20 protein-coding genes and 1 tRNA gene are annotated in these 16,345 nt (G+C 61.5%); 7 read left to right on the top strand and 14 right to left on the bottom strand.

The genetic code is table 11. The annotated features are described in order from the left end of the window. Positions 1–24 precede the first annotated feature (24 nt). Positions 25–387, top strand: a complete 363-nt coding sequence (locus tag F550_RS0111340) for a YidH family protein (RefSeq protein ID WP_018148676.1) — start codon at positions 25–27, stop codon at positions 385–387. Between the two features lie 4 nt (positions 388–391). Here F550_RS0111340 and F550_RS0111335 read toward each other — a convergent pair whose 3' ends face one another. From F550_RS0111335 to F550_RS19340, 4 genes are all read right to left on the bottom strand, one after another. After that, positions 392–1,129 carry an enoyl-CoA hydratase/isomerase family protein gene (locus tag F550_RS0111335; RefSeq protein WP_018148675.1) on the bottom strand — a complete coding sequence of 246 codons (738 nt, stop codon included), beginning with the start codon at positions 1,127–1,129 and terminating at the stop codon, positions 392–394. 89 nt (positions 1,130–1,218) lie between these two features. After that, the gene (locus F550_RS0111330) at positions 1,219–2,073 is read right to left on the bottom strand and encodes an SDR family oxidoreductase (protein WP_018148674.1); all 855 of its coding nucleotides are present in this window, start codon (positions 2,071–2,073) and stop codon (positions 1,219–1,221) included. Positions 2,074–2,107: 34 nt separating this feature from the next. Beyond that, a complete protein-coding gene (locus F550_RS0111325; protein WP_018148673.1) occupies positions 2,108–2,572 on the bottom strand; it encodes an ASCH domain-containing protein in 465 nt (154 codons plus the stop codon). Further along, positions 2,562–3,134, bottom strand: a complete 573-nt coding sequence (locus F550_RS19340) for a hypothetical protein (RefSeq protein WP_018148672.1) — start codon at positions 3,132–3,134, stop codon at positions 2,562–2,564. Before F550_RS19340 ends, F550_RS0111325 begins: the two co-directional genes overlap by 11 nt. 59 nt (positions 3,135–3,193) lie before the next feature. On the opposite strand from F550_RS19340, the gene F550_RS0111315 reads away from it, so the two are divergent. Continuing rightward, positions 3,194–4,411: an FAD-dependent oxidoreductase gene (locus F550_RS0111315; protein ID WP_018148671.1), complete on the top strand. Its 1,218-nt coding sequence runs from the start codon at positions 3,194–3,196 to the stop codon at positions 4,409–4,411. Here F550_RS0111315 and F550_RS0111310 read toward each other — a convergent pair. After that, positions 4,408–4,659: a DUF2312 domain-containing protein gene (locus tag F550_RS0111310; RefSeq protein ID WP_018148670.1), complete on the bottom strand. Its 252-nt coding sequence runs from the start codon at positions 4,657–4,659 to the stop codon at positions 4,408–4,410. The genes F550_RS0111315 and F550_RS0111310 overlap by 4 nt on opposite strands. 156 nt (positions 4,660–4,815) lie before the next feature. Between F550_RS0111310 and msrB the strand changes: the two genes are divergently transcribed. Beyond that, positions 4,816–5,340, top strand: coding sequence for a peptide-methionine (R)-S-oxide reductase MsrB (msrB, locus tag F550_RS0111305; protein ID WP_026180723.1), 525 nt, complete (start codon positions 4,816–4,818; stop codon positions 5,338–5,340). A gap of 88 nt (positions 5,341–5,428) precedes the next feature. Here msrB and F550_RS0111300 read toward each other — a convergent pair whose 3' ends face one another. The 3 genes from F550_RS0111300 to F550_RS0111290 all read right to left on the bottom strand — a co-directional run bounded on the left by F550_RS0111300 (position 5,429) and on the right by F550_RS0111290 (position 7,501). Then, positions 5,429–5,977, bottom strand: coding sequence for a hypothetical protein (locus F550_RS0111300; RefSeq protein WP_018148668.1), 549 nt, complete (start codon positions 5,975–5,977; stop codon positions 5,429–5,431). A gap of 161 nt (positions 5,978–6,138) precedes the next feature. Beyond that, the gene (locus tag F550_RS0111295) at positions 6,139–6,594 is read right to left on the bottom strand and encodes an MmcB family DNA repair protein (protein WP_018148667.1); all 456 of its coding nucleotides are present in this window, start codon (positions 6,592–6,594) and stop codon (positions 6,139–6,141) included. Positions 6,595–6,718: 124 nt separating this feature from the next. Beyond that, positions 6,719–7,501: a Bax inhibitor-1/YccA family protein gene (locus tag F550_RS0111290; RefSeq protein ID WP_026180722.1), complete on the bottom strand. Its 783-nt coding sequence runs from the start codon at positions 7,499–7,501 to the stop codon at positions 6,719–6,721. A 243-nt stretch (positions 7,502–7,744) separates the two neighbouring features. Between F550_RS0111290 and F550_RS0111285 the strand changes: the two genes are divergently transcribed. Continuing rightward, positions 7,745–8,077, top strand: a complete 333-nt coding sequence (locus tag F550_RS0111285; RefSeq protein ID WP_018148665.1) for a DUF2853 family protein — start codon at positions 7,745–7,747, stop codon at positions 8,075–8,077. An 80-nt stretch (positions 8,078–8,157) separates the two neighbouring features. Continuing rightward, on the top strand, positions 8,158–8,694 hold the full coding sequence (gene thpR / locus F550_RS0111280; RefSeq protein WP_018148664.1) for an RNA 2',3'-cyclic phosphodiesterase: 537 nt from the start codon (positions 8,158–8,160) through the stop codon (positions 8,692–8,694). Between the two features lie 122 nt (positions 8,695–8,816). On the opposite strand, the gene F550_RS0111275 is transcribed toward thpR, so the two are convergent. From F550_RS0111275 to hemC, 5 genes are all read right to left on the bottom strand, one after another. Next, positions 8,817–8,892: transfer RNA gene (locus F550_RS0111275), tRNA-Thr, on the bottom strand. 84 nt (positions 8,893–8,976) lie between these two features. After that, positions 8,977–10,443: a heme biosynthesis protein HemY gene (locus F550_RS17665; RefSeq protein ID WP_018148663.1), complete on the bottom strand. Its 1,467-nt coding sequence runs from the start codon at positions 10,441–10,443 to the stop codon at positions 8,977–8,979. Positions 10,444–10,454: 11 nt separating this feature from the next. Then, positions 10,455–11,627, bottom strand: a complete 1,173-nt coding sequence (locus tag F550_RS0111265) for a COG4223 family protein (RefSeq protein WP_018148662.1) — start codon at positions 11,625–11,627, stop codon at positions 10,455–10,457. 62 nt (positions 11,628–11,689) lie between these two features. Continuing rightward, positions 11,690–12,409, bottom strand: coding sequence for a uroporphyrinogen-III synthase (locus F550_RS0111260; protein WP_018148661.1), 720 nt, complete (start codon positions 12,407–12,409; stop codon positions 11,690–11,692). After that, positions 12,402–13,364: a hydroxymethylbilane synthase gene (hemC, locus tag F550_RS0111255; protein ID WP_018148660.1), complete on the bottom strand. Its 963-nt coding sequence runs from the start codon at positions 13,362–13,364 to the stop codon at positions 12,402–12,404. The genes F550_RS0111260 and hemC overlap by 8 nt, the downstream gene beginning before the upstream one ends. A gap of 134 nt (positions 13,365–13,498) precedes the next feature. Between hemC and F550_RS17660 the strand changes: the two genes are divergently transcribed. Together F550_RS17660 and tsaD are read left to right on the top strand one after the other, a co-directional pair. Beyond that, the gene (locus F550_RS17660; protein ID WP_083910977.1) at positions 13,499–14,506 is read left to right on the top strand and encodes a glycoside hydrolase family 5 protein; all 1,008 of its coding nucleotides are present in this window, start codon (positions 13,499–13,501) and stop codon (positions 14,504–14,506) included. Positions 14,507–14,542: 36 nt separating this feature from the next. Further along, positions 14,543–15,637, top strand: a complete 1,095-nt coding sequence (gene tsaD, locus F550_RS0111245) for a tRNA (adenosine(37)-N6)-threonylcarbamoyltransferase complex transferase subunit TsaD (protein WP_018148658.1) — start codon at positions 14,543–14,545, stop codon at positions 15,635–15,637. A gap of 4 nt (positions 15,638–15,641) precedes the next feature. Here the strand turns inward: tsaD and F550_RS0111240 are convergent, their stop codons facing one another. Then, positions 15,642–16,253, bottom strand: coding sequence for a TetR/AcrR family transcriptional regulator (locus F550_RS0111240; protein WP_018148657.1), 612 nt, complete (start codon positions 16,251–16,253; stop codon positions 15,642–15,644). Positions 16,254–16,345: the final 92 nt, after the last annotated feature.

The raw sequence follows: 16,345 nt of genomic DNA, 5'->3' as shown, positions 1-16,345 counted from the left end.
CGGGCCAGAGCTGGTTGTTTAAGGATGCCGAGCAAGCAGGAACTGGCTGAAGAGCGTACCGACTATGCCGAGGATCGCACCATCCTCGCCAATGAGCGCACCTTTGCCGGCTGGATACGCACCGGGGTCGCGTCGGCGGCGCTTGGCCTCGGCTTCCAGGCGATCTTCCGCGCGGTCGAACCGACATGGATGGCCAAGGCGGGGGCGAGCGTCTTTATCCTGATTGCTGTGGCGGTCTTCTACCTCGCCTATCGCAAGTCCTGCAGCCTTGTCCGCCGGATGGACGCCCACACCGCCGAGCCCTTGTCGCACATCCAGTTCGGCACGATCGCCTTCCTCTTCGGGGCCGGAACCTTGATCCTCGGCGTGCTGCTCTGGCTGATCTGAGCGGCTATTTCTTCATGAAGGCGCCGATACGCGCCTGCATGTCAGGGCCGACGCCTTCATTCTCCAGGATTTCCCATTGCAGGCCGGCATCCATCTTGTCGGCATCGGTTGCCTCCAGGAGACGCTTGTTGGCGGCATGACTGAAAGGCGAGTTTGAGAGGATCTGACGCGCGAAGGCTTCGAGATCAGCGTCGAAGCTCTCATCAGGGAAGACAGCTTCGCAGAGGCCAATGCGCAAGGCCTCGTCGGCTTTGACGGTCTCCGCGGTGAACATGAGGCGTTTCGCTGTCGCGATGCCGACGCGGCGCGGCAGGCGCTGGCTCATGCCCCAGATCGGGGTGAGCGCCCATTTTGCGTGCGTGTCCGCGAATTTGGCAGACTGAGCGGCGAGGATGAAATCAGCGGCCAGCGCAACTTCGAGCGCGCCGGTATAGCAATGGCTGTGCACGGCGGCGATGACAGGCTTTGGCAGCTTTTCCATCAGGCGGAGGGTTTCCGAATGCCAGCCGCGCGACGGGACCGCTTCGCCTTCAGCGATGTCGCCAAGGTCATGCCCGGCCGAGAAGCATTTGCCTGCGCCTTTCAGGATGACGCAGCCGATGCTCTCATCCTTGTGGAGATCGCTGACATGGCCCCGCAGTTCGCGAAACATGCCGACGGTCAGCGAGTTCAGCTTGTCCGGCCGGTTGAACGTCAGCCAGCAAAGGCCATCGTCATCCTTGCGCGTTACCAGATCTGCCATCGCTCTCTCCTCCTGCGTGTTATCTGCGGAGGAGGTTAGGCGGGCTGGCGGGGTCTGGAAATGCTGACGCGCGGTCAGGTTGGGCGACGCTAGTCTGGCTTTTTCATCCCGAACCGGCTGGCGAAGATGCTGTCGAGCCAGCGCTTCGGGATGTGGGTCGGTATAGTCCAGTTGGTGAACTTGTTGGGGACCGGCGCATAACGGGCTTTCGGGCTGGAATCGGTGAGTGCGGTCTCGATAACTTCGGCGATCCTTTCAGGGGGCAGGCCTTCGCGCCCGCCTTTCATCATCGTTTCGGCGAACTTCTCGATCGGTTTGGCCCAGGCCGAGTTGGCGTAGGGCTGGTTCTCATTCTTGTCCTCGGCCTTGTCCCAGATCGGCGTCTTCACAGAGCCAGGGCCGATGGCGATCGCATCGATGCCATAGATGATGAGTTCGCGCCGGAAGCTGTCGGTCATGCTTTCGACCGCGTGCTTGGTGGCCGTGTAGGCGCCAAGGAAGGGCGCCGCGATGCGTCCGCCCAGCGAGGTTATGTTGACGATACGGCCGGGGTCGCCCGTGCGGTTCTGATCCATGCCAAGTAGCGGCAGGAAGGCCTGCGTCGCGTTCAGGGTGCCAAAGACGTTGACCTCAAAGTGGGACTGGAACTCATCGGCGGGCTGGAGGGCGAGCGGGCCCATGCTGGCGATGCCTGCATTGTTGACGAGGCCAGCAAGCTTTGCCCCGTTCAAAGCTTTCGACACCGTCTCGACAGCCGCATCAACATCTTCGCGCTTGGTCACATCCAGCATCAGCGGCTCGATCCGCGGGTCTGCCTTCTTCAGCGCGTCGGCGTCTTCCTGTTTGCGGACGCCTGCGAAGACTTTCCAGCCCTGCGCGGCCAGATGCTCTGCGGCAGCGCGGCCGATGCCGGTTGAGGCGCCTGTGATGACGACGGTTTTCATTCCTGTGCTCCATCAGCGGCCAATGGGTGGCCAGCTATTGCTTGTCAGAGGTCCAGATAAGCCGGAAGCGCTCGAAGACGATGGGCTCATCCTCTGAAAAGAAACTGCCTTCTCTCGCACACTCGCGGTGAAAGTAGGTGAGGTGCACCTCCTGCCAGTAAGCGAGAGAACGGTCGCCTTCGCCTTCGACATAAGCGAATTCTTCGGTCGCAGCAGAAAACGGGGCGATGTCTACGCGGATTGTCTCGATGACACAGGCAGGCCGATCTGCTGCGTCGAGGACGAGCGAAAGGTCGCCGGGCGCAGGCGGGCGCATGCCGAGTGTCTTGTAGAGGTTCAACCGGCTGGCCGTCGCCTGCTTTGTTCCCGCAAGCACCAGCGCCAGCAATTCCTCCGCAAGCTCCGGTCCGTCTCCGAAGGCGAAGATGTCATAAGGGCGGCGGGCGTCTGCCGTGTCCGCCTGAAACCGGTCCCAGGCCGCCTGCTGGTCAGGCGTCATCCTTGCCGCCCTGAATGACGCGGAAAGCGGGTCTGCCAGTGGGGCGTTTCGCAGCGGGGGGAGGCGCTGGCTCTGAGCCGGGTTGCTTTGACTGAGCTGCTGACTTTGCAGGCGGCTTCCGGCCGGGGGCGCGCTTGGGGCGAGGCGCACCAAGGTCGCTGCCGCGTATCACGCTGAAGGGAGGCGGCGGCTTCGTTTCAGGCTGCGGCGCGGGCTTCTCGGCGACATCCTCATCGAGCTGGCGCACACGCGGCGTGAAGCCTTCCTTCTTTTTCCAGCCGATCGGTTTGCGTGTCTTGAAGCCGGTCTCCTTGCCGCGCGCTTTCTTGCCGATCTCTTTCAGCTTCTGCGATTGCAGCGCTGACATCGGGTCGTCGAGATTGCCTTTTTCGGGGTCCGCAAAGGCTGAGCCATAGGTCTCGATCCGCTCTTCGACCTCTTCGAGAAACTCCCGCTCCCAGTCGGACAGGGGCGGGCCCTCGCCGCGCTCGGCGAGTTCTGCGGCCTTGCGGATTTTGCGCAGGGCCTTGCGCTTCTTTCTTTCGTCGATTTCGCGTGACATGTCTGTGTGTGAGATTAGGTGCCTTTGCGCAGAATGCCAAACTGAAGCGGTCGGCCTTTATGCAGAACCTTGAAACAGATTGCTGTATCGCTGGCGGCGGCCCTGCCGGCATGATGCTCGGCTATCTGCTGGCGCGCCAGGGCGTGGACGTCATCGTGCTGGAAAAGCACCAAGACTTCCTTCGCGATTTTCGCGGCGACACGGTGCATCCATCAACGATGCAGGTTTTGCACGAGCTGGGTCTGCTTGAGCGCTTCCTGGCCCGACCGCATGAGAAGACCGAGCAGATTGGCCTCAATATCAATGACAGGCACTATCGGATTGTCGATTTCCGTCATCTCCCGGTGGCGGCGAGATACGTCGCCTTCATGCCGCAATGGGAGTTTCTGGATTTCCTTGCCGATGAAGCGAAAGCGTTGCCGAATTTCCGGCTTATGATGTCAACGCGCGCCGACCGGCTGCTTGGCCGGGACGGTGTCATTACCGGCGTTCGTGCAGAGACAGGCGGTGAGGAGATCCGGATCCGCGCCGGTCTGACGGTTGCGTGCGATGGGCGCGGTTCAACCCTGCGCGATGCAGCGGCGCTCAAACTGATCGACAAGGGCGCGCCAATCGATGTTCTCTGGTTTTCGCTGCCGCGCGATGAAACCCAGGCAGGAGATGAATCGCTCGGCCATATCGGGCCCGGCGGCTTTCTGGTGACGATCAACCGCGGCAGCTATTGGCAATGCGCGTTCGTGATCGAGAAGGGCGGCGAAGCGGCCCTGAAAGAAGCGGGGATCGACGCGATGAAGCAGAAGATTACCGAGATCGCGCCGGGTTTCGAGACGGCCGCAGGTGCGCTGGAGAGCTTTGACGACATCAAGCGACTGGACGTTCAGGTCAGCCGGCTTGAGACCTGGTGGCGTGATGGGTTGCTGGCGATCGGTGATGCGGCCCACGCCATGTCGCCGGTTGGCGGGGTGGGGATAAATCTGGCGCTACAGGATGCCATCGCGGCCGCGCAGATCCTGGCACCGCATCTGAAGAGCGGCCGCGTGCCGCGCCGGATACTGGAAAAAGTGCAGACGCGGCGTGAATGGCCCGCCTGCATCACGCAGTCCGTGCAGGTGTTCGCGCACGAGAGAGTTATCCTGCCAGCGATCAGGCGGACGGGGAAACCGGGCGTTCCGCTGGCTGTGAAGCTGCTGAACGCCGTGCCCTTGTTGAGGCGGCTGCCTGCGCGGGCCATCGGGCTGGGCCCGAGGCCGGAGCACTGGAAAGGCAGCGGGGCTTAGACCTCGCCGAGAGCGATCAGGTAGGTTTCGAGAATAGCTTCCTGCTCTTCGCGTTCCTGACGGTCCTGCTTGCGCAGACGCACGACCTGGCGAAGCGCCTTGGTGTCATAGCCCATGGCCTTGGCCTCGGCGTAGACATCCTTGATCTGGTCGGCGACCTCTTTTTTTTCTTCATCGAGGCGTTCGATACGCTCGACTGTCAGGCGCAGCTTTTCGCGCGCCGCATCCGTCAGCTTTCCGTCGTCCATGGCCGGCTCCGCAAGTTCAGTTAATTCCGAGGCGGACTTCTATAGGCTGTGCGCGGCGATGGCGACCCTCTGCTGCAGGCAATCGGTGCTGTCGCCTCACCTTTTCCACACGCATTTGTGAGTGGTCAGGCGCGCAGAGGCCACCATATCGGGGATATGACACAGACAAACACTGCATTCTCGCGTCGTCGCCTGCTGCTTGGAACAGTGGCCGGCGGCTTGCTTGCTGCCTGCACTAATGCTCGCAGCTCTGCCGAGACCAAAAGCGGCGGAGAGGCTCAATACGCCGATACCGACTGGCGGAATATCACCGAAGCCGAGTGGCGTGAGCGCCTTTCCCCTGATGCGTTCGACGTCCTGCGCAAGGAAGACACCGAGCGTGCGGGCACATCGCCGCTCAACAGGGAAAGCCGCGAAGGCACCTTCAACTGCAAGGGCTGCGACCTGCCGCTGTTCAAGTCCGAATGGAAATATGACAGCGGCACCGGCTGGCCGAGCTTCTGGAACTACATCGATGGCAGCCTCGGCTTCAAGGAAGACAATACGCTCTTCATGACGCGCACCGAGTATCATTGCGCCCGTTGCCTTGGCCATCAGGGCCATGTCTTCGAAGATGGCCCACAGCCAACAGGCCTGCGCTACTGCAATAATGGCGTGGCGCTGACCTTCCAGTCAGCATGATAAAGCGCAAATCCATCCAGCTGTGATGGACCCCTTTATTCGGCGTCCCTGCAACTCTGTTCATCTGAGCTGAGCGGCATCCGCCGACCTATCCCCCGAACGTCGTGCCGTCGCCTTCTTCGTCGGTGAGCATCGTGTTCGGGTTGTTCGGATCCTTGTGTTCATAGCCGCGCTGATCGGGGCTGATGAACAGGTCCATCTGGCGCGGGTCTGACTGTTGCCGCTTGCGGGCGCGCTTGGTGCGGCCATGCCGGAAATAGAGATCGTCGGTATGATCTGCCTCTGTGGCGGGCTTCTTTTCCTTCGGGACGGGCTGAGGCTCAACCACCTCAGTTTTCTCGGGCGGTTTGGCCACCTTCTCGGCTGGTGTGTGCTTCAGCTTCCAGTAGGTCACCGCCAGGACGGGCTGTCCGTCGGCATCTTCGTAAATCTGTATGAAGCCCTTTGCCTCTCCGGATTCGGCCTGCTTTATCACGGCCTCGACCGTCGCCGCATCCGGCTTAAGCCATTCGGTCTCAAGTGAAAGAATGGGCGTGTCGCCTGCCAGCGTTTCGGCTTCATAGCGCGTGCGCGCCGCTTCGCCCGCGCCGTTCAGGGCGTCTTCTGCGGAAAGGGCGAGGGGATAGGCGAGGCTCATAGCCTGTCAGCTAGGCATTCTGCGTGCGGGCGTCCAGCCTGACTTGCAATGGCAAGCGGTCGGAAGCCTTTTGCGCGCCGCAGAGGATAAGGACGGAGCTCTGTCTCAGACATGTGCTCGAAGGACGTCCATCGTGGCGCGCTTCTCCTGGCAATGGCGATCTATTCCACCGTTTCAGGCGTGTAGGGCTGGTGCGCATATTGGGTTGAACGGGCTGCGGCCAGACGGGCAAAACGCAGCGTCATGGCCTTGCGGCGCGCCCCGGCAAGGGGCGTCGTTTCAGGCTCTCGCAATACGGCGCCGCCAAACCCGTCGGCCACGATAAGCCCCGTCTCTGGCGGGATCAGGTCTTTGGGAAAGCCGTGACTGACCGCGAAATAGAACCGGTCGCAGAAGGGCCGGTAGTCCGGCCATTTTCCGTCGGAGCGAAAGTCGGCGACCGAGCTCTTGATCTCCACGATGACGATTTCGCCCTTTGGCCCTATGGCTGCAATGTCGGCGCGTCGGGAATTGGCGAGGGTCATCTCAGTCACCCCGGCGAGGTTCATCGCACTGAAGAGGCGCAGGACACCGCGGCAGATATCGCTCGCGCAAGGGTTCTGAGGATCATAGGCCATCTTCCGCCCACCTCCCATTGGTTCATGATCTGTTCCAAGGTGTCATCGTCTACAGGGAAGAGTCAAGAAAAAGCCCCGGAAGCGGCTGCTCCCGGGGCTCTGAATTGTGTAGGTCCGTGATGGTCTATTCTCGCGAGGACAGGAACATCAGGACGAACCGGAACATGTTCACGAACATGATAAAGAAGTTCAGTGCGCCCCAGTTGGTCATCACGGCCATGCCGCGCTGGTCGCCTGCAAGCTGATAGTAGCCTTCCTTCAACTGCTGGGTCTGCCATGCCACGAGCACGGCCGAGAGCAGGGCGAAGCCACCAGAGATCAGCCATTCCATGCCGGAAGATGGCTCCAGAATGCCGAGCATTGGCAGGACCATGTAGACGACCGATACAGCGAACAGGGCCCAGATCGCCATGATGGCAAAGCTGCCGATGGCAGAGAGGTCTCGTTTTGTCGAGTACCCCCAGAGCGTTAGCGCACCAAAGGCAGACGCCGTGATCAGGAAGGCCTTCGCGATCGTCATATAGTTGAGCGACTGCGAGATTCCGCCTGCGGTCGTGGTCGAAATGTTCGCTTCGGCCATGTAGAAATAAACGCCCATGCCAAGGCCAATGAACGTCACGATGGCCCAGTACAGGATCGCCGACCCGGTTGGCGAAGGGTTCTTCATGAAGAACATGGAGCCAAAGATCAGCGCGATCGGCGCGAACGCCACAACGTAGTAGAGCGGCGTGCCGAAGATGAGTGCAGTGAGCGGGTCCCACGTGCCAGCCGCAAAGGCGAGCACGCCAGAAAGCGCGATGCCGAGGGTCAGTTTCTGATAGACGCCAAGCATGAAGGACCGAAGGCCCTGATCCAGGCTGGCATCCATAGTCCTGCCACGGGCGACAGATGAGTTGAAATCGTTCATTTATCCCTCTTTCGAAAGGCCGGCATGATCGTCATGCCGATTACCGATAATATGTGTGAAATACCCCTCCAGTTCAAGGAAAACCGGACGGGCGCGCACAGTTGGAGATCCTCGTTGCCTCTCTATCCGCGACGCCGTCTCGCCCCTTTCAACAGGTTTGACTTTCGCAGAGGCTAGCGGCACCATGTTTTTCTGTCCGGGGACAGACGGGACACACATTCATAAGGCATGGGGGATCGCCATATGGCCGACGCATCGGCGTATGCTGACAATATAAAGAAATACGCAAAAGGGTATAATCAGAAGGCCGCAGAGAAGATTGTCGGCCATCTCGGCATTGCGCTGCGCAACAGGGATTCGTCGCTCGTTTCCTGTTCCGATGAGCAGGAGCTGCAGCGGGTTCGCGAGAAATTCTGCCGCAACAAGCTCAGCCTGAAAGAAAAGAATGGTGAGATCGATGCCGCGATCGGCAAGATCTGCGAGAAGCTGAAGCCGGAAGGCAGCAACAAGTCCCGCGTCACCTTCTACTATCTGCTGGCCGAGCACTTCGGAAAGCTGGATGATCTTGCCAGCTGATACGCTGAGACATCCGGTGCCGCTGACATAACAGGAAGCCCGGTCTTGATGGCCGGGCTTTTTGCTTGTCATGTAGGCGCATGATCAGACTGTTTGCTGGCTTGCCCGTGCCGGATGATATCGCCGACCGGCTGGAGCCCCTGATGACCGGGCTTGAGGGTGCGCGCTGGCGCGACCGGTCGCATTTTCATGTGACGCTCGGCTTTTTCGGCGACATGATCGAACCGGTCGCCGCCGAGCTTGATATCGCGATCGGAGAGATCGAGGCGCCGCAGTTCGACCTCAGCATTGAAGGCGTCGGCTGGTTTGGCCGGAAAGAGCCATCATCGGTCTTTGCGACCGTGAAGCGGACGCCTGAGCTGGATGTGTTGGCCAGAGAGTGCCGCCGGACCGCCGACCGTCTCGGCATTGAGCCGGACGCAAAACCCTTCAAGCCCCACATCACGCTCGCCTATTTGAACAATTCGCCACTTCAGGCCGCCATGGCGTGGTCAGAGCGCTGGCAGGTGCTGCGCGCGGGCCCATGGACCGCGGACCGGTTTCATCTGTTTGAAAGCATTTCCCGGCCCGGCAAGAAAAGCGTCTATGAGCCTGTGGCGGATTATCCCTTGGGGTGAAGCTGACTGATCTGCCAGATGCTGGAATTTCGCCACGGTGCCCAGAAGGCTCCTGCCGGAGCATTCAAAACCTATTTTTGGTCCACTGGACCAAAAATTTTGCGCCGCAAATCGGATTTGAATGGTGCCGCCTAGGTGACTTGAACACCTGACCCCCGCATTACGAATGCGATGCTCTACCAGCTGAGCTAAGGCGGCTATCCTTTGGAAGGCGCCTCCATAGCGCCAAGTGCTGTTTTCGGCAAGCGGGCATATCAGAAATGCCGGCGGCGGCTTCAGTCGCTAGTCGTCATAGCTCCCGTCGCGGACATAATCAGCCGGAGGTTCGGTGACAGCCTTTGGCGGCTCACTTGCTGGTGGCAGGGCTTTCTGCGCCGCGTTGCCGCTTGTCTGGACCCCGGCGAGCGGGGCAGGGAGGGCAATATGCCGGCCTGCCTCGAGGTCCCGTCCATAGGATTCGTAGCGCGGATGGATGAGCGTGCCTGCGTCACCGAATGAGTAGACAAGACGCGCCCAGTCGCGGCGGGAATAATCGAAAGCCTGTCCGTTCGGGTCGATGTCGGACCATTCGGCCTCTCGCGAGGCGGTGATCGCCATACGGCCCCAGCGGTCGGCTTCGCTACTGTCACCATATCCGCGCAGTGCCTGTTCGAGCAGAAGGCAAAGTCTCGCCGTCGGGCGTTCCTCGACTAGCATGGCGACTTCACGGATGGCGGCGATCCAGTCGCGTTCGGCCATCGCGACTTCGGCCTTGAGGATACGGCTTTCGCGGGCGTCAGGATTGGTGGCGATCAGCGCTTCAAGCCGTGTGACCTGCGCTTTCGGTGTGTCGTGTGGGTCTAGCCGGCGGCAGAGATGGGCAAGCGCAGGGTGTGGATTTGCACGCCAGCCAAGTTCCAGAACGCCCTGAGCGGCCTTCGTCTTGCTTTCAAATTTCAGTTGGCGGGCGCCGTGATAGGCCGCTGGCGGGAAGGTAGCGGCCGCCCGGATGGCGTCGGCGAGAAGTTTCTGCGCATCGCGGCGTTCGGCGTTCGGCATGCTGGTCGCGAGCGCTGTATAGAGAACCGCGCGGCGGCGGCGCAGGCTGTCACCGGAAATCAGGCTGCGTTTCTCACCCGTTGCAAGCGTATCAAGGGCGTCCTGCCAGTGGCCACGGGCGATCTGACTGTCGAACAGGGAATTGAAGGGCCAGTCAGCGTCGCTCTTGAGCTCGAGAGCTTCGCGGGCGCGGGCTTCGGCGGCGATCGTGTCACCGCGCTCATTGGCAGCGCTTGCCGCGCCGCGGAGGCCTGCAAGCTGTCCGCCCGGCAGCCGGGCGAGCGAGCCCCAGGCACGTTCGGCGCCAGACCAGTCGTGCGTGATCTCGGCGGTGCGCGCCTCAAGCAGCAGTTTCAGGCGATCATCTTCGGCGTGCTGGGCCGCGCGGCTTGCATGTTTGCGCGCGGCGCTGACATCGCCTGCTTCTGCAGCCAGAAGACCGTCGGCGAGCGACTTGTTGGCGTTGCGGGTGCGGGAATTCCTGCGCGCACGAGTGAAGCGTTTCGGTAGCTTGATAAGCCCCGCCAGCCCGGCCCAGACGATCGCCATAATCGCGCCAAGCAGGATGACGCCCAGGATGGCGACAACGAGATCAACGCTGATCGTGTCGGGACCAAGCGTGATCACGACATTACCGGAGAAGCGCGACGCCCAGAGGACGGCGAGACCGGCGAGTACGACGAGACAGATGACGAGAAAGAGGACGATCATGGAGACCTTATCTAAGGAGTTTGTTCGATGAATTCGAGGCGCAATGCGCCGATGGCCTGAACAGCCTGAATGCGCCGCCGGGCGTCTGCGAGCCAGGCGTCATAAACACTGCGGCTTGTGTCCGGCAGGCTGTCGACGGCGGCGACGGCCTCTTCGAGGTTGCCGCGCTCAAGTGAAGTGGTTGCGGTGTTCAGCGTTGCCGGGACGGCGCTATCCCTGTTGCCACGCCGCACAGAGACAAAGTCGCCAAAGACGCTGTCGACCCAGCCTGGTTCACCCGACGCCTGGCTGTCGAGGTCGAGCGCTGTGTCCCGCAAGGCGAGGAAGTCACGTTCCAGACGATCGAGACCCGGGACGGGCCGCGAGGAAAGCGCCGCCAGCCGCTCGGCGTTTTGATTCGACGGAAGGAGCGCTGCCAGCCGGCGCGCAGGGGCCTCAAAAGGACCACCTGCCGCGATAGCGTTTTCGATGGAAGCGATGGCCAGTGCCGTTTGCGACGCTTTCAGGGCTTGCCGACCAGCCGTTTCGGCCTGTGTGCTGGCTGAACTCAAATTTTCGCTGAGCGTCGACTGGGTATTAGAAAGCTGGGCGATCTCTGACTGCAGGCCTGTCACTTGCTGGCGAAGTCTTGCGAGCTCGGCCGAGGTCGGCGCGTCCTGATCCCCTGCGGCCTGAATGGCCGCTTCCAGTTCAGCAATGCGCTGGGGATCTACAGAAGGTGCTGGCTCAGGCTGATTCGCGAGCTGTGTTTCAAGGTCTGTAATACGAGACTCGATCGCCGCCGGGGTCGGGCCTTCCTGGGGTTCAGGCTGACGCGACGCAGACGTTTCGAGCGACGCGATGTCAGATTGCGCCGTCTCCAACGCATCAGAAATATCAGCGATCTCACCTTCCAGCGTATCGAGACGCTCTGCGAGCGCGCTTTGCTGGTCGGACATGGCAGCAAGGCCGGTATCGGTCTCGTTCGGCTTCAGGCCTTTCTCAAGCAGTCCGGATGACCAGAGCGAGAGACCGAGGGCCCCGAACGAAATGAGCATCACGAACAGAAGCGACAGCCAGCCGGGACCGTGATTTTTGACGGGGCGAACTGTCGTTCCAGACGAGTCATGCTGTCCATTGCCATCCTCGGCCGGCTCGAACTCCGCATCGATCGGGTCTGTGGAAGGGGTCTCGGGGTCACTCATTTAGCTTCATATCCTGTCGACTGCGGGCCGCGCGGTCCAGATGCGCTGCGAATTTACCGCACTCAAATGCGGGAAAGGAGATCATCCAGCGTCTCCAGAAGATGCGCTTCATCTGGATGAGGGGCGATTGCGATGTTTTTTTGTCCGTCCTCACGGAGCGGCCCCGCCGCCTGTTCCGAAATCGCAACGTATGAGAGCGCGCTTAGGTCCAGCCCATCGCAGAGATCCAAGAAAGCGCGTGCACCTTTGGCCGAATGCACCAGCACGAGGGAGGGGTCTCCCGTGCTGATCAGCCGGTACGCCGCATTGGCCAGAGCGGGGGCGGTACTGGCTTCATAGAGGGGCAGGAAATCGACTTCAAACCCTTCGGCCTCAAGGGCTGTCTTGACGTTGCCGCGCGCCGCGGCGTTGGCGACATGAAGGAGGCGCCTGTCGGTGCCCGAAGGCCAGTGGTGGGCGATGTAGTGCGAAAGGTCGCTGCCGTCGCCGGACGACTGGTGCACGGGGCTATAGCCTTCGAGTAATGCCGCCGACGCGGTCGCTGGCCCGACGCACCAGGCTGGCAGGTCGCGCGCGTCTGTTTCGTCCGAGAGGAAGCGAACGCCGTTCGCGCTGGTAAAGACAATGCCCCCATAGCGGGAGAGGTCGGGCACCGCGGCGTCGCTTCTTGAAAGGGTAAGGGCCGGAGAGAGAACAGCCTCAAGCTGGCGGTCTTTAAGGGCCCGGAGGGTCTGGTCGGCGCCGGGCTGGCTGCGCGTGACGATGATTTTTGGGCTAGTCATCTTCGAAGGCAGGCAGGTCGCCGCCCGCTGCCTCCCTGATCCGCTCACCTATGCCGCGACCCAGCGCGGCGAGCTCTTCGGGCGATGCATCGCCGCCTGCTTCGCCGGACTGCATCCAGCGCTGTGATCCATCAGGTTCGAGAACTTCACCATCAAAGAGCCATTTGCCGCCGTTCCGCCGTGCGTGCCCGCCCATGGCCGTGCGGCAGGAGCCGTCGAGCTCCACAAGAAAGGCGCGCTCTGCAATCGCCGCAAGTCGCGTTTCCTGATGATTGAGCCGCGTGATGAGGTCCACGATGTCCGGATCAAGCTCACCCGGTCGCGCGGCCACGGTGATGATGCCCTGGCCCGCGGCGGGAATCATTTCGGTGATCGGAACCGGGACAGCGACATGTGTCATTTCAAGACGCTCAAGGCCGGACATGGCGAGATAAGTGGCATCTGCCAGACCGTCTTCGAGCTTTTTCAGCCGCGTCTGCACATTTCCGCGGAAGGTCACGATATTGAGGTCAGGCCGCATGGCGAGGGTTTGGGATTCGCGCCGAAGGCTTGCCGTGCCGACCGTCGCGCCGTCCGGGAGGTGTCGTGGGCCCTTGAGCCCGGTTAGCGAAATAAAGCCGTCGCGCGGGTCTTCGCGGGCGGGGAATGCAAGCAGCGCCTGGCCGTCTGGAATGGCGCCGGGCACGTCTTTCAGGCTGTGTACGGCAAGGTCGCAGCGACCCTCATCGACGGCCTGATCAATTTCCCGCGTGAAGAGGCCCTTGCCGCCCGCATTTATCAGACGCTGCGTGGTCAGCTTGTCGCCGCCTGTCGTGAAGGTGACGATCTCGCAGGCGACATCGCCGTTGCTCAGCCGTTCCAGATCAGCGCCAACCTGTCTGGCCTGTACCAGTGCAAGCGGTGATCCACGGGTGCCTATTCTCAGCTTGATTTTTGGGGCCTGGCCAGCGGGCATGTTGTCTCCGAATTGTGATCGACTGCCTGCTATAGTTTCTAGGACATGCAAGCAAGGCAAGGGTAAGTAGCGGACGCTGGCACGATACGTGCGCGGATCGCGCGCGTAGATGCCATTACAGGATCCCCCCGATTATGCTCCGAGCTCTCAGTTTCGTCCTTATTCTTACACTTGCGGGCTGCAGTGAGCCAAATTCGTCGGCCTCTCCACGAGAAGATGTGCGCGTTCCGGCCTCGCCGATTGCCCGCTGCATGAACCTTGGCGGGGCGCTGGAAGCGCCGAATGAGGGCGATTGGGGCTATACCGTTCGCGCAGAGGATATGGCGCGCATCAAGGAAGCCGGGTACGACACGGTGCGTCTGCCTGTGCGCTGGAGCGTGCATGCGATGGACGCGCCGCCCTATACGATTGATCCGGCCTTGATCGAGCGCGTGCAGGAAATCGTGGCACAGGCTGATGCGGCGGGCCTCCAGATCATCGTGGACCTGCATCACTATAACGCGCTGATGGCCGACCCGGACGCCCACTATGACCGCCTTCTGGCGATGTGGGAGCAGATATCGGCGGCATTTGCCGGCGCGCCCGACAGCCTGATCCTCGAACTTATCAATGAGCCGCATGACCAGATGACGGTGGCGCGCACCGATGCCGTGAACGAGGCGCTTCTTTCAATCGTGCGCGAAGACCATCCAGACCGTTGGGTCATTGTCGGGAGCGCGGGTTGGGGCGGGCTTCATGCGCTGCTCGAAAGCCAGCCGCCTGAGGATGACCGGATTGTCCTGACCTTTCACAGCTACGAGCCCTATGACTTTACCCACCAAGGCGCGTTCTTTGCCGATCCGCCCCCGCCAACCGGCACCCGCTGGGGAGCGACATCGGACTATAGCGCGTTGAATGCGAGTGCAGATCGCGCCGCGCAATTTGCGAGCGATCAGGGCCATCCGATGTTCCTTGGAGAGTTTGGCGTCTATGAAGATGTGCCGCTCGACCAGCGTGCCGTCTGGACGCGGGCCATGCGAAAGGCCGCGGAGGATCGCAGATTTGGCTGGTGCTACTGGGATTATGCGACGACGTTCAAGGCGTATAATCTTGAGCGCGAGGAATGGATCTACTCGCTGCAGCGCGCGCTCTTTGAAGACTGAGGCGGGCGGCTTCCGCTTTCGGGTCACGGGCCCTAGATGAAGGCCATGACCTGCCACACTGTTCTTGGGATTGAGACAAGCTGCGACGAGACAGCAGCGGCTGTGCTGCGCCTTGAAAATGGTCGGGCGACGATCCTGTCCGAAACCGTGCGCTCTCAGGTCGAGGCGCACGCGCCCTATGGCGGCGTGGTGCCAGAGATCGCGGCGCGGGCGCATGCCGACATCACCGACCAGATCGTGGAAAAGGCGCTCAAGGATAGCGGACTGAGGCTCGATGAGCTGGACGCGGTTGCGGCGACCTCGGGTCCCGGCCTCATCGGCGGGGTCATGGTTGGCATGATGACCGGCAAGGCGCTCGCCTTTGCGGCCCAGAAGCCTTTCATTCCAGTGAACCACCTGGAAGGTCATGCGCTCTCACCGCGCCTGGCTGAGGACTGCCCGTTCCCATATCTCCTGCTGCTGGTCTCTGGCGGTCACTGCCAGTTCATCGAGGTGCGGGGGCTTGGCGAATACAAGCGGCTCGGCACGACAATAGATGATGCGGCCGGTGAGGCATTCGACAAGCTTGCAAAGCTACTGGGCCTTGGATTCCCGGGCGGCCCGGCGGTTGAGAAGACCGCCGAAGGTGGAGACCCGGCACGCTACAAGCTGCCGCGCCCACTCATGGACCGGGACGGTCTGGATATGAGTTTTGCAGGGCTGAAAACAGCCGCGGCTCGTATCATTGAGCAGAACGAGCTTTCAGAAACCGACAAGCGAGATCTCTGTGCGAGTTACCAGGCAGCGATTGCCGATTGTCTGTCGCGGCGCGCGGCGCGGGCGCTCGCGGGCTTTGAAGCGACGGGCGCCAAACGGTTGGTGGTTGCTGGTGGCGTCGCTGCGAACACGGCCATTCGCACAGAGCTTGATAGGGTCGCGCGCGAACAGGGCGCCAGCCTGCTAGCCCCGCCGCTTCGTCACTGCACTGACAATGCGGCCATGATCGCGCTGGCGGGCGCAGAACATCTGGCCGCCGGGTTGGTGATGGATAATGCAATGAGTTTTTCGGCCCGCCCACGCTGGCCGCTTGATGAGGCAAGCGCGTTGAGCGATCCAGTCTATGGCGGCGGAAAACGCGGCGCCAAGGCCTGAGAGATCAGGGGGCGAGCAGCTTAATCAGCCGCGCGGCCTGTTCTTTCGCGAACCCATCCCTGAGCGGCGCGCGCATCACAATCAGATTGTGCCAGACCGGCGAGATCAGCAGGTTCACCGCTTCGTCGATATCATAGTCGCGGCGGATGGTCTGTTTGGCGGCGACCTCTGCCAGGATCAGACGGAGCGGCGCGCGCACATTCGACTTCATCCAGTTGCGCCAGCTTTCCCCGGCCGTTTTCTCGTCTGCGGCCGCCATGAGCGCGCCGCGAAGGACCGCGTGGCCATTTCCGGCACGTGTGCAGGTTTCAAAAGGATAAAGTAGCGCGGCTACGCGCTCGACGGCATCGGTGCTGGTCTGGGTCGGAACGCCAGGGAGAAGGGCGATTGCGGCTTCGACGCACATGCTGCCGGTTGCTGGCCACCAGCGGTAAATCGTCTGCTTGGAGGCGTGGGCCGTGCGCGCAACACTGTCGACGCTGAATTTGCGCCAGCCCGAGCGGACAAGTTCATCACGCGTCGCTTCAAGGATTGCGATGCGCGAAGCTTCACTTCGGCGGGGTCCTTGCCGGCGGCGGGCAGGCTTTACTTTTTTCGGAGGTGTTTCGTCAGTCATCCGCCCAATCCCTCGACCCTGTCCTGAGGTTTATCTCATACAATAGAGTTTTCAAAAGGATTGAAGCTTTAAGCAAAGATTGCGTGATTTGC

Source organism: Henriciella marina DSM 19595 (genome assembly GCF_000376805.1).
Classification (GTDB): domain Bacteria; phylum Pseudomonadota; class Alphaproteobacteria; order Caulobacterales; family Hyphomonadaceae; genus Henriciella; species Henriciella marina.
The sequence above is the reverse complement of the archived record's forward strand: the minus strand, read 5'-3'. Positions and strand labels throughout refer to the sequence as shown.

Bases quoted from the DNA above. Each gene is read 5' to 3' on its own strand.
- tsaD (WP_018148658.1), top strand. From the start codon at position 14,543: ATGAAGGCCATGACCTGCCACACTGTTCTTGGGATTGAGACAAGCTGC.
- F550_RS0111295 (WP_018148667.1), bottom strand. From the start codon at position 6,594: ATGGCCTATGATCCTCAGAACCCTTGCGCGAGCGATATCTGCCGCGGT.
- F550_RS0111240 (WP_018148657.1), bottom strand. From the start codon at position 16,253: ATGACTGACGAAACACCTCCGAAAAAAGTAAAGCCTGCCCGCCGCCGG.
- F550_RS0111265 (WP_018148662.1), bottom strand. From the start codon at position 11,627: ATGAGTGACCCCGAGACCCCTTCCACAGACCCGATCGATGCGGAGTTC.
- F550_RS0111340 (WP_018148676.1), top strand. From the start codon at position 25: ATGCCGAGCAAGCAGGAACTGGCTGAAGAGCGTACCGACTATGCCGAG.
- F550_RS0111330 (WP_018148674.1), bottom strand. From the start codon at position 2,073: ATGAAAACCGTCGTCATCACAGGCGCCTCAACCGGCATCGGCCGCGCT.
- F550_RS0111310 (WP_018148670.1), bottom strand. From the start codon at position 4,659: ATGGACGACGGAAAGCTGACGGATGCGGCGCGCGAAAAGCTGCGCCTG.
- F550_RS19340 (WP_018148672.1), bottom strand. From the start codon at position 3,134: ATGTCACGCGAAATCGACGAAAGAAAGAAGCGCAAGGCCCTGCGCAAA.
- F550_RS0111335 (WP_018148675.1), bottom strand. From the start codon at position 1,129: ATGGCAGATCTGGTAACGCGCAAGGATGACGATGGCCTTTGCTGGCTG.
- hemC (WP_018148660.1), bottom strand. From the start codon at position 13,364: ATGCCCGCTGGCCAGGCCCCAAAAATCAAGCTGAGAATAGGCACCCGT.
- F550_RS0111285 (WP_018148665.1), top strand. From the start codon at position 7,745: ATGGCCGACGCATCGGCGTATGCTGACAATATAAAGAAATACGCAAAA.
- F550_RS0111325 (WP_018148673.1), bottom strand. From the start codon at position 2,572: ATGACGCCTGACCAGCAGGCGGCCTGGGACCGGTTTCAGGCGGACACG.
- F550_RS0111315 (WP_018148671.1), top strand. From the start codon at position 3,194: ATGCAGAACCTTGAAACAGATTGCTGTATCGCTGGCGGCGGCCCTGCC.
- F550_RS0111290 (WP_026180722.1), bottom strand. From the start codon at position 7,501: ATGAACGATTTCAACTCATCTGTCGCCCGTGGCAGGACTATGGATGCC.
- F550_RS0111300 (WP_018148668.1), bottom strand. From the start codon at position 5,977: ATGAGCCTCGCCTATCCCCTCGCCCTTTCCGCAGAAGACGCCCTGAAC.
- F550_RS0111260 (WP_018148661.1), bottom strand. From the start codon at position 12,409: ATGACTAGCCCAAAAATCATCGTCACGCGCAGCCAGCCCGGCGCCGAC.
- F550_RS17660 (WP_083910977.1), top strand. From the start codon at position 13,499: ATGCTCCGAGCTCTCAGTTTCGTCCTTATTCTTACACTTGCGGGCTGC.
- thpR (WP_018148664.1), top strand. From the start codon at position 8,158: ATGATCAGACTGTTTGCTGGCTTGCCCGTGCCGGATGATATCGCCGAC.
- F550_RS17665 (WP_018148663.1), bottom strand. From the start codon at position 10,443: ATGATCGTCCTCTTTCTCGTCATCTGTCTCGTCGTACTCGCCGGTCTC.
- msrB (WP_026180723.1), top strand. From the start codon at position 4,816: ATGACACAGACAAACACTGCATTCTCGCGTCGTCGCCTGCTGCTTGGA.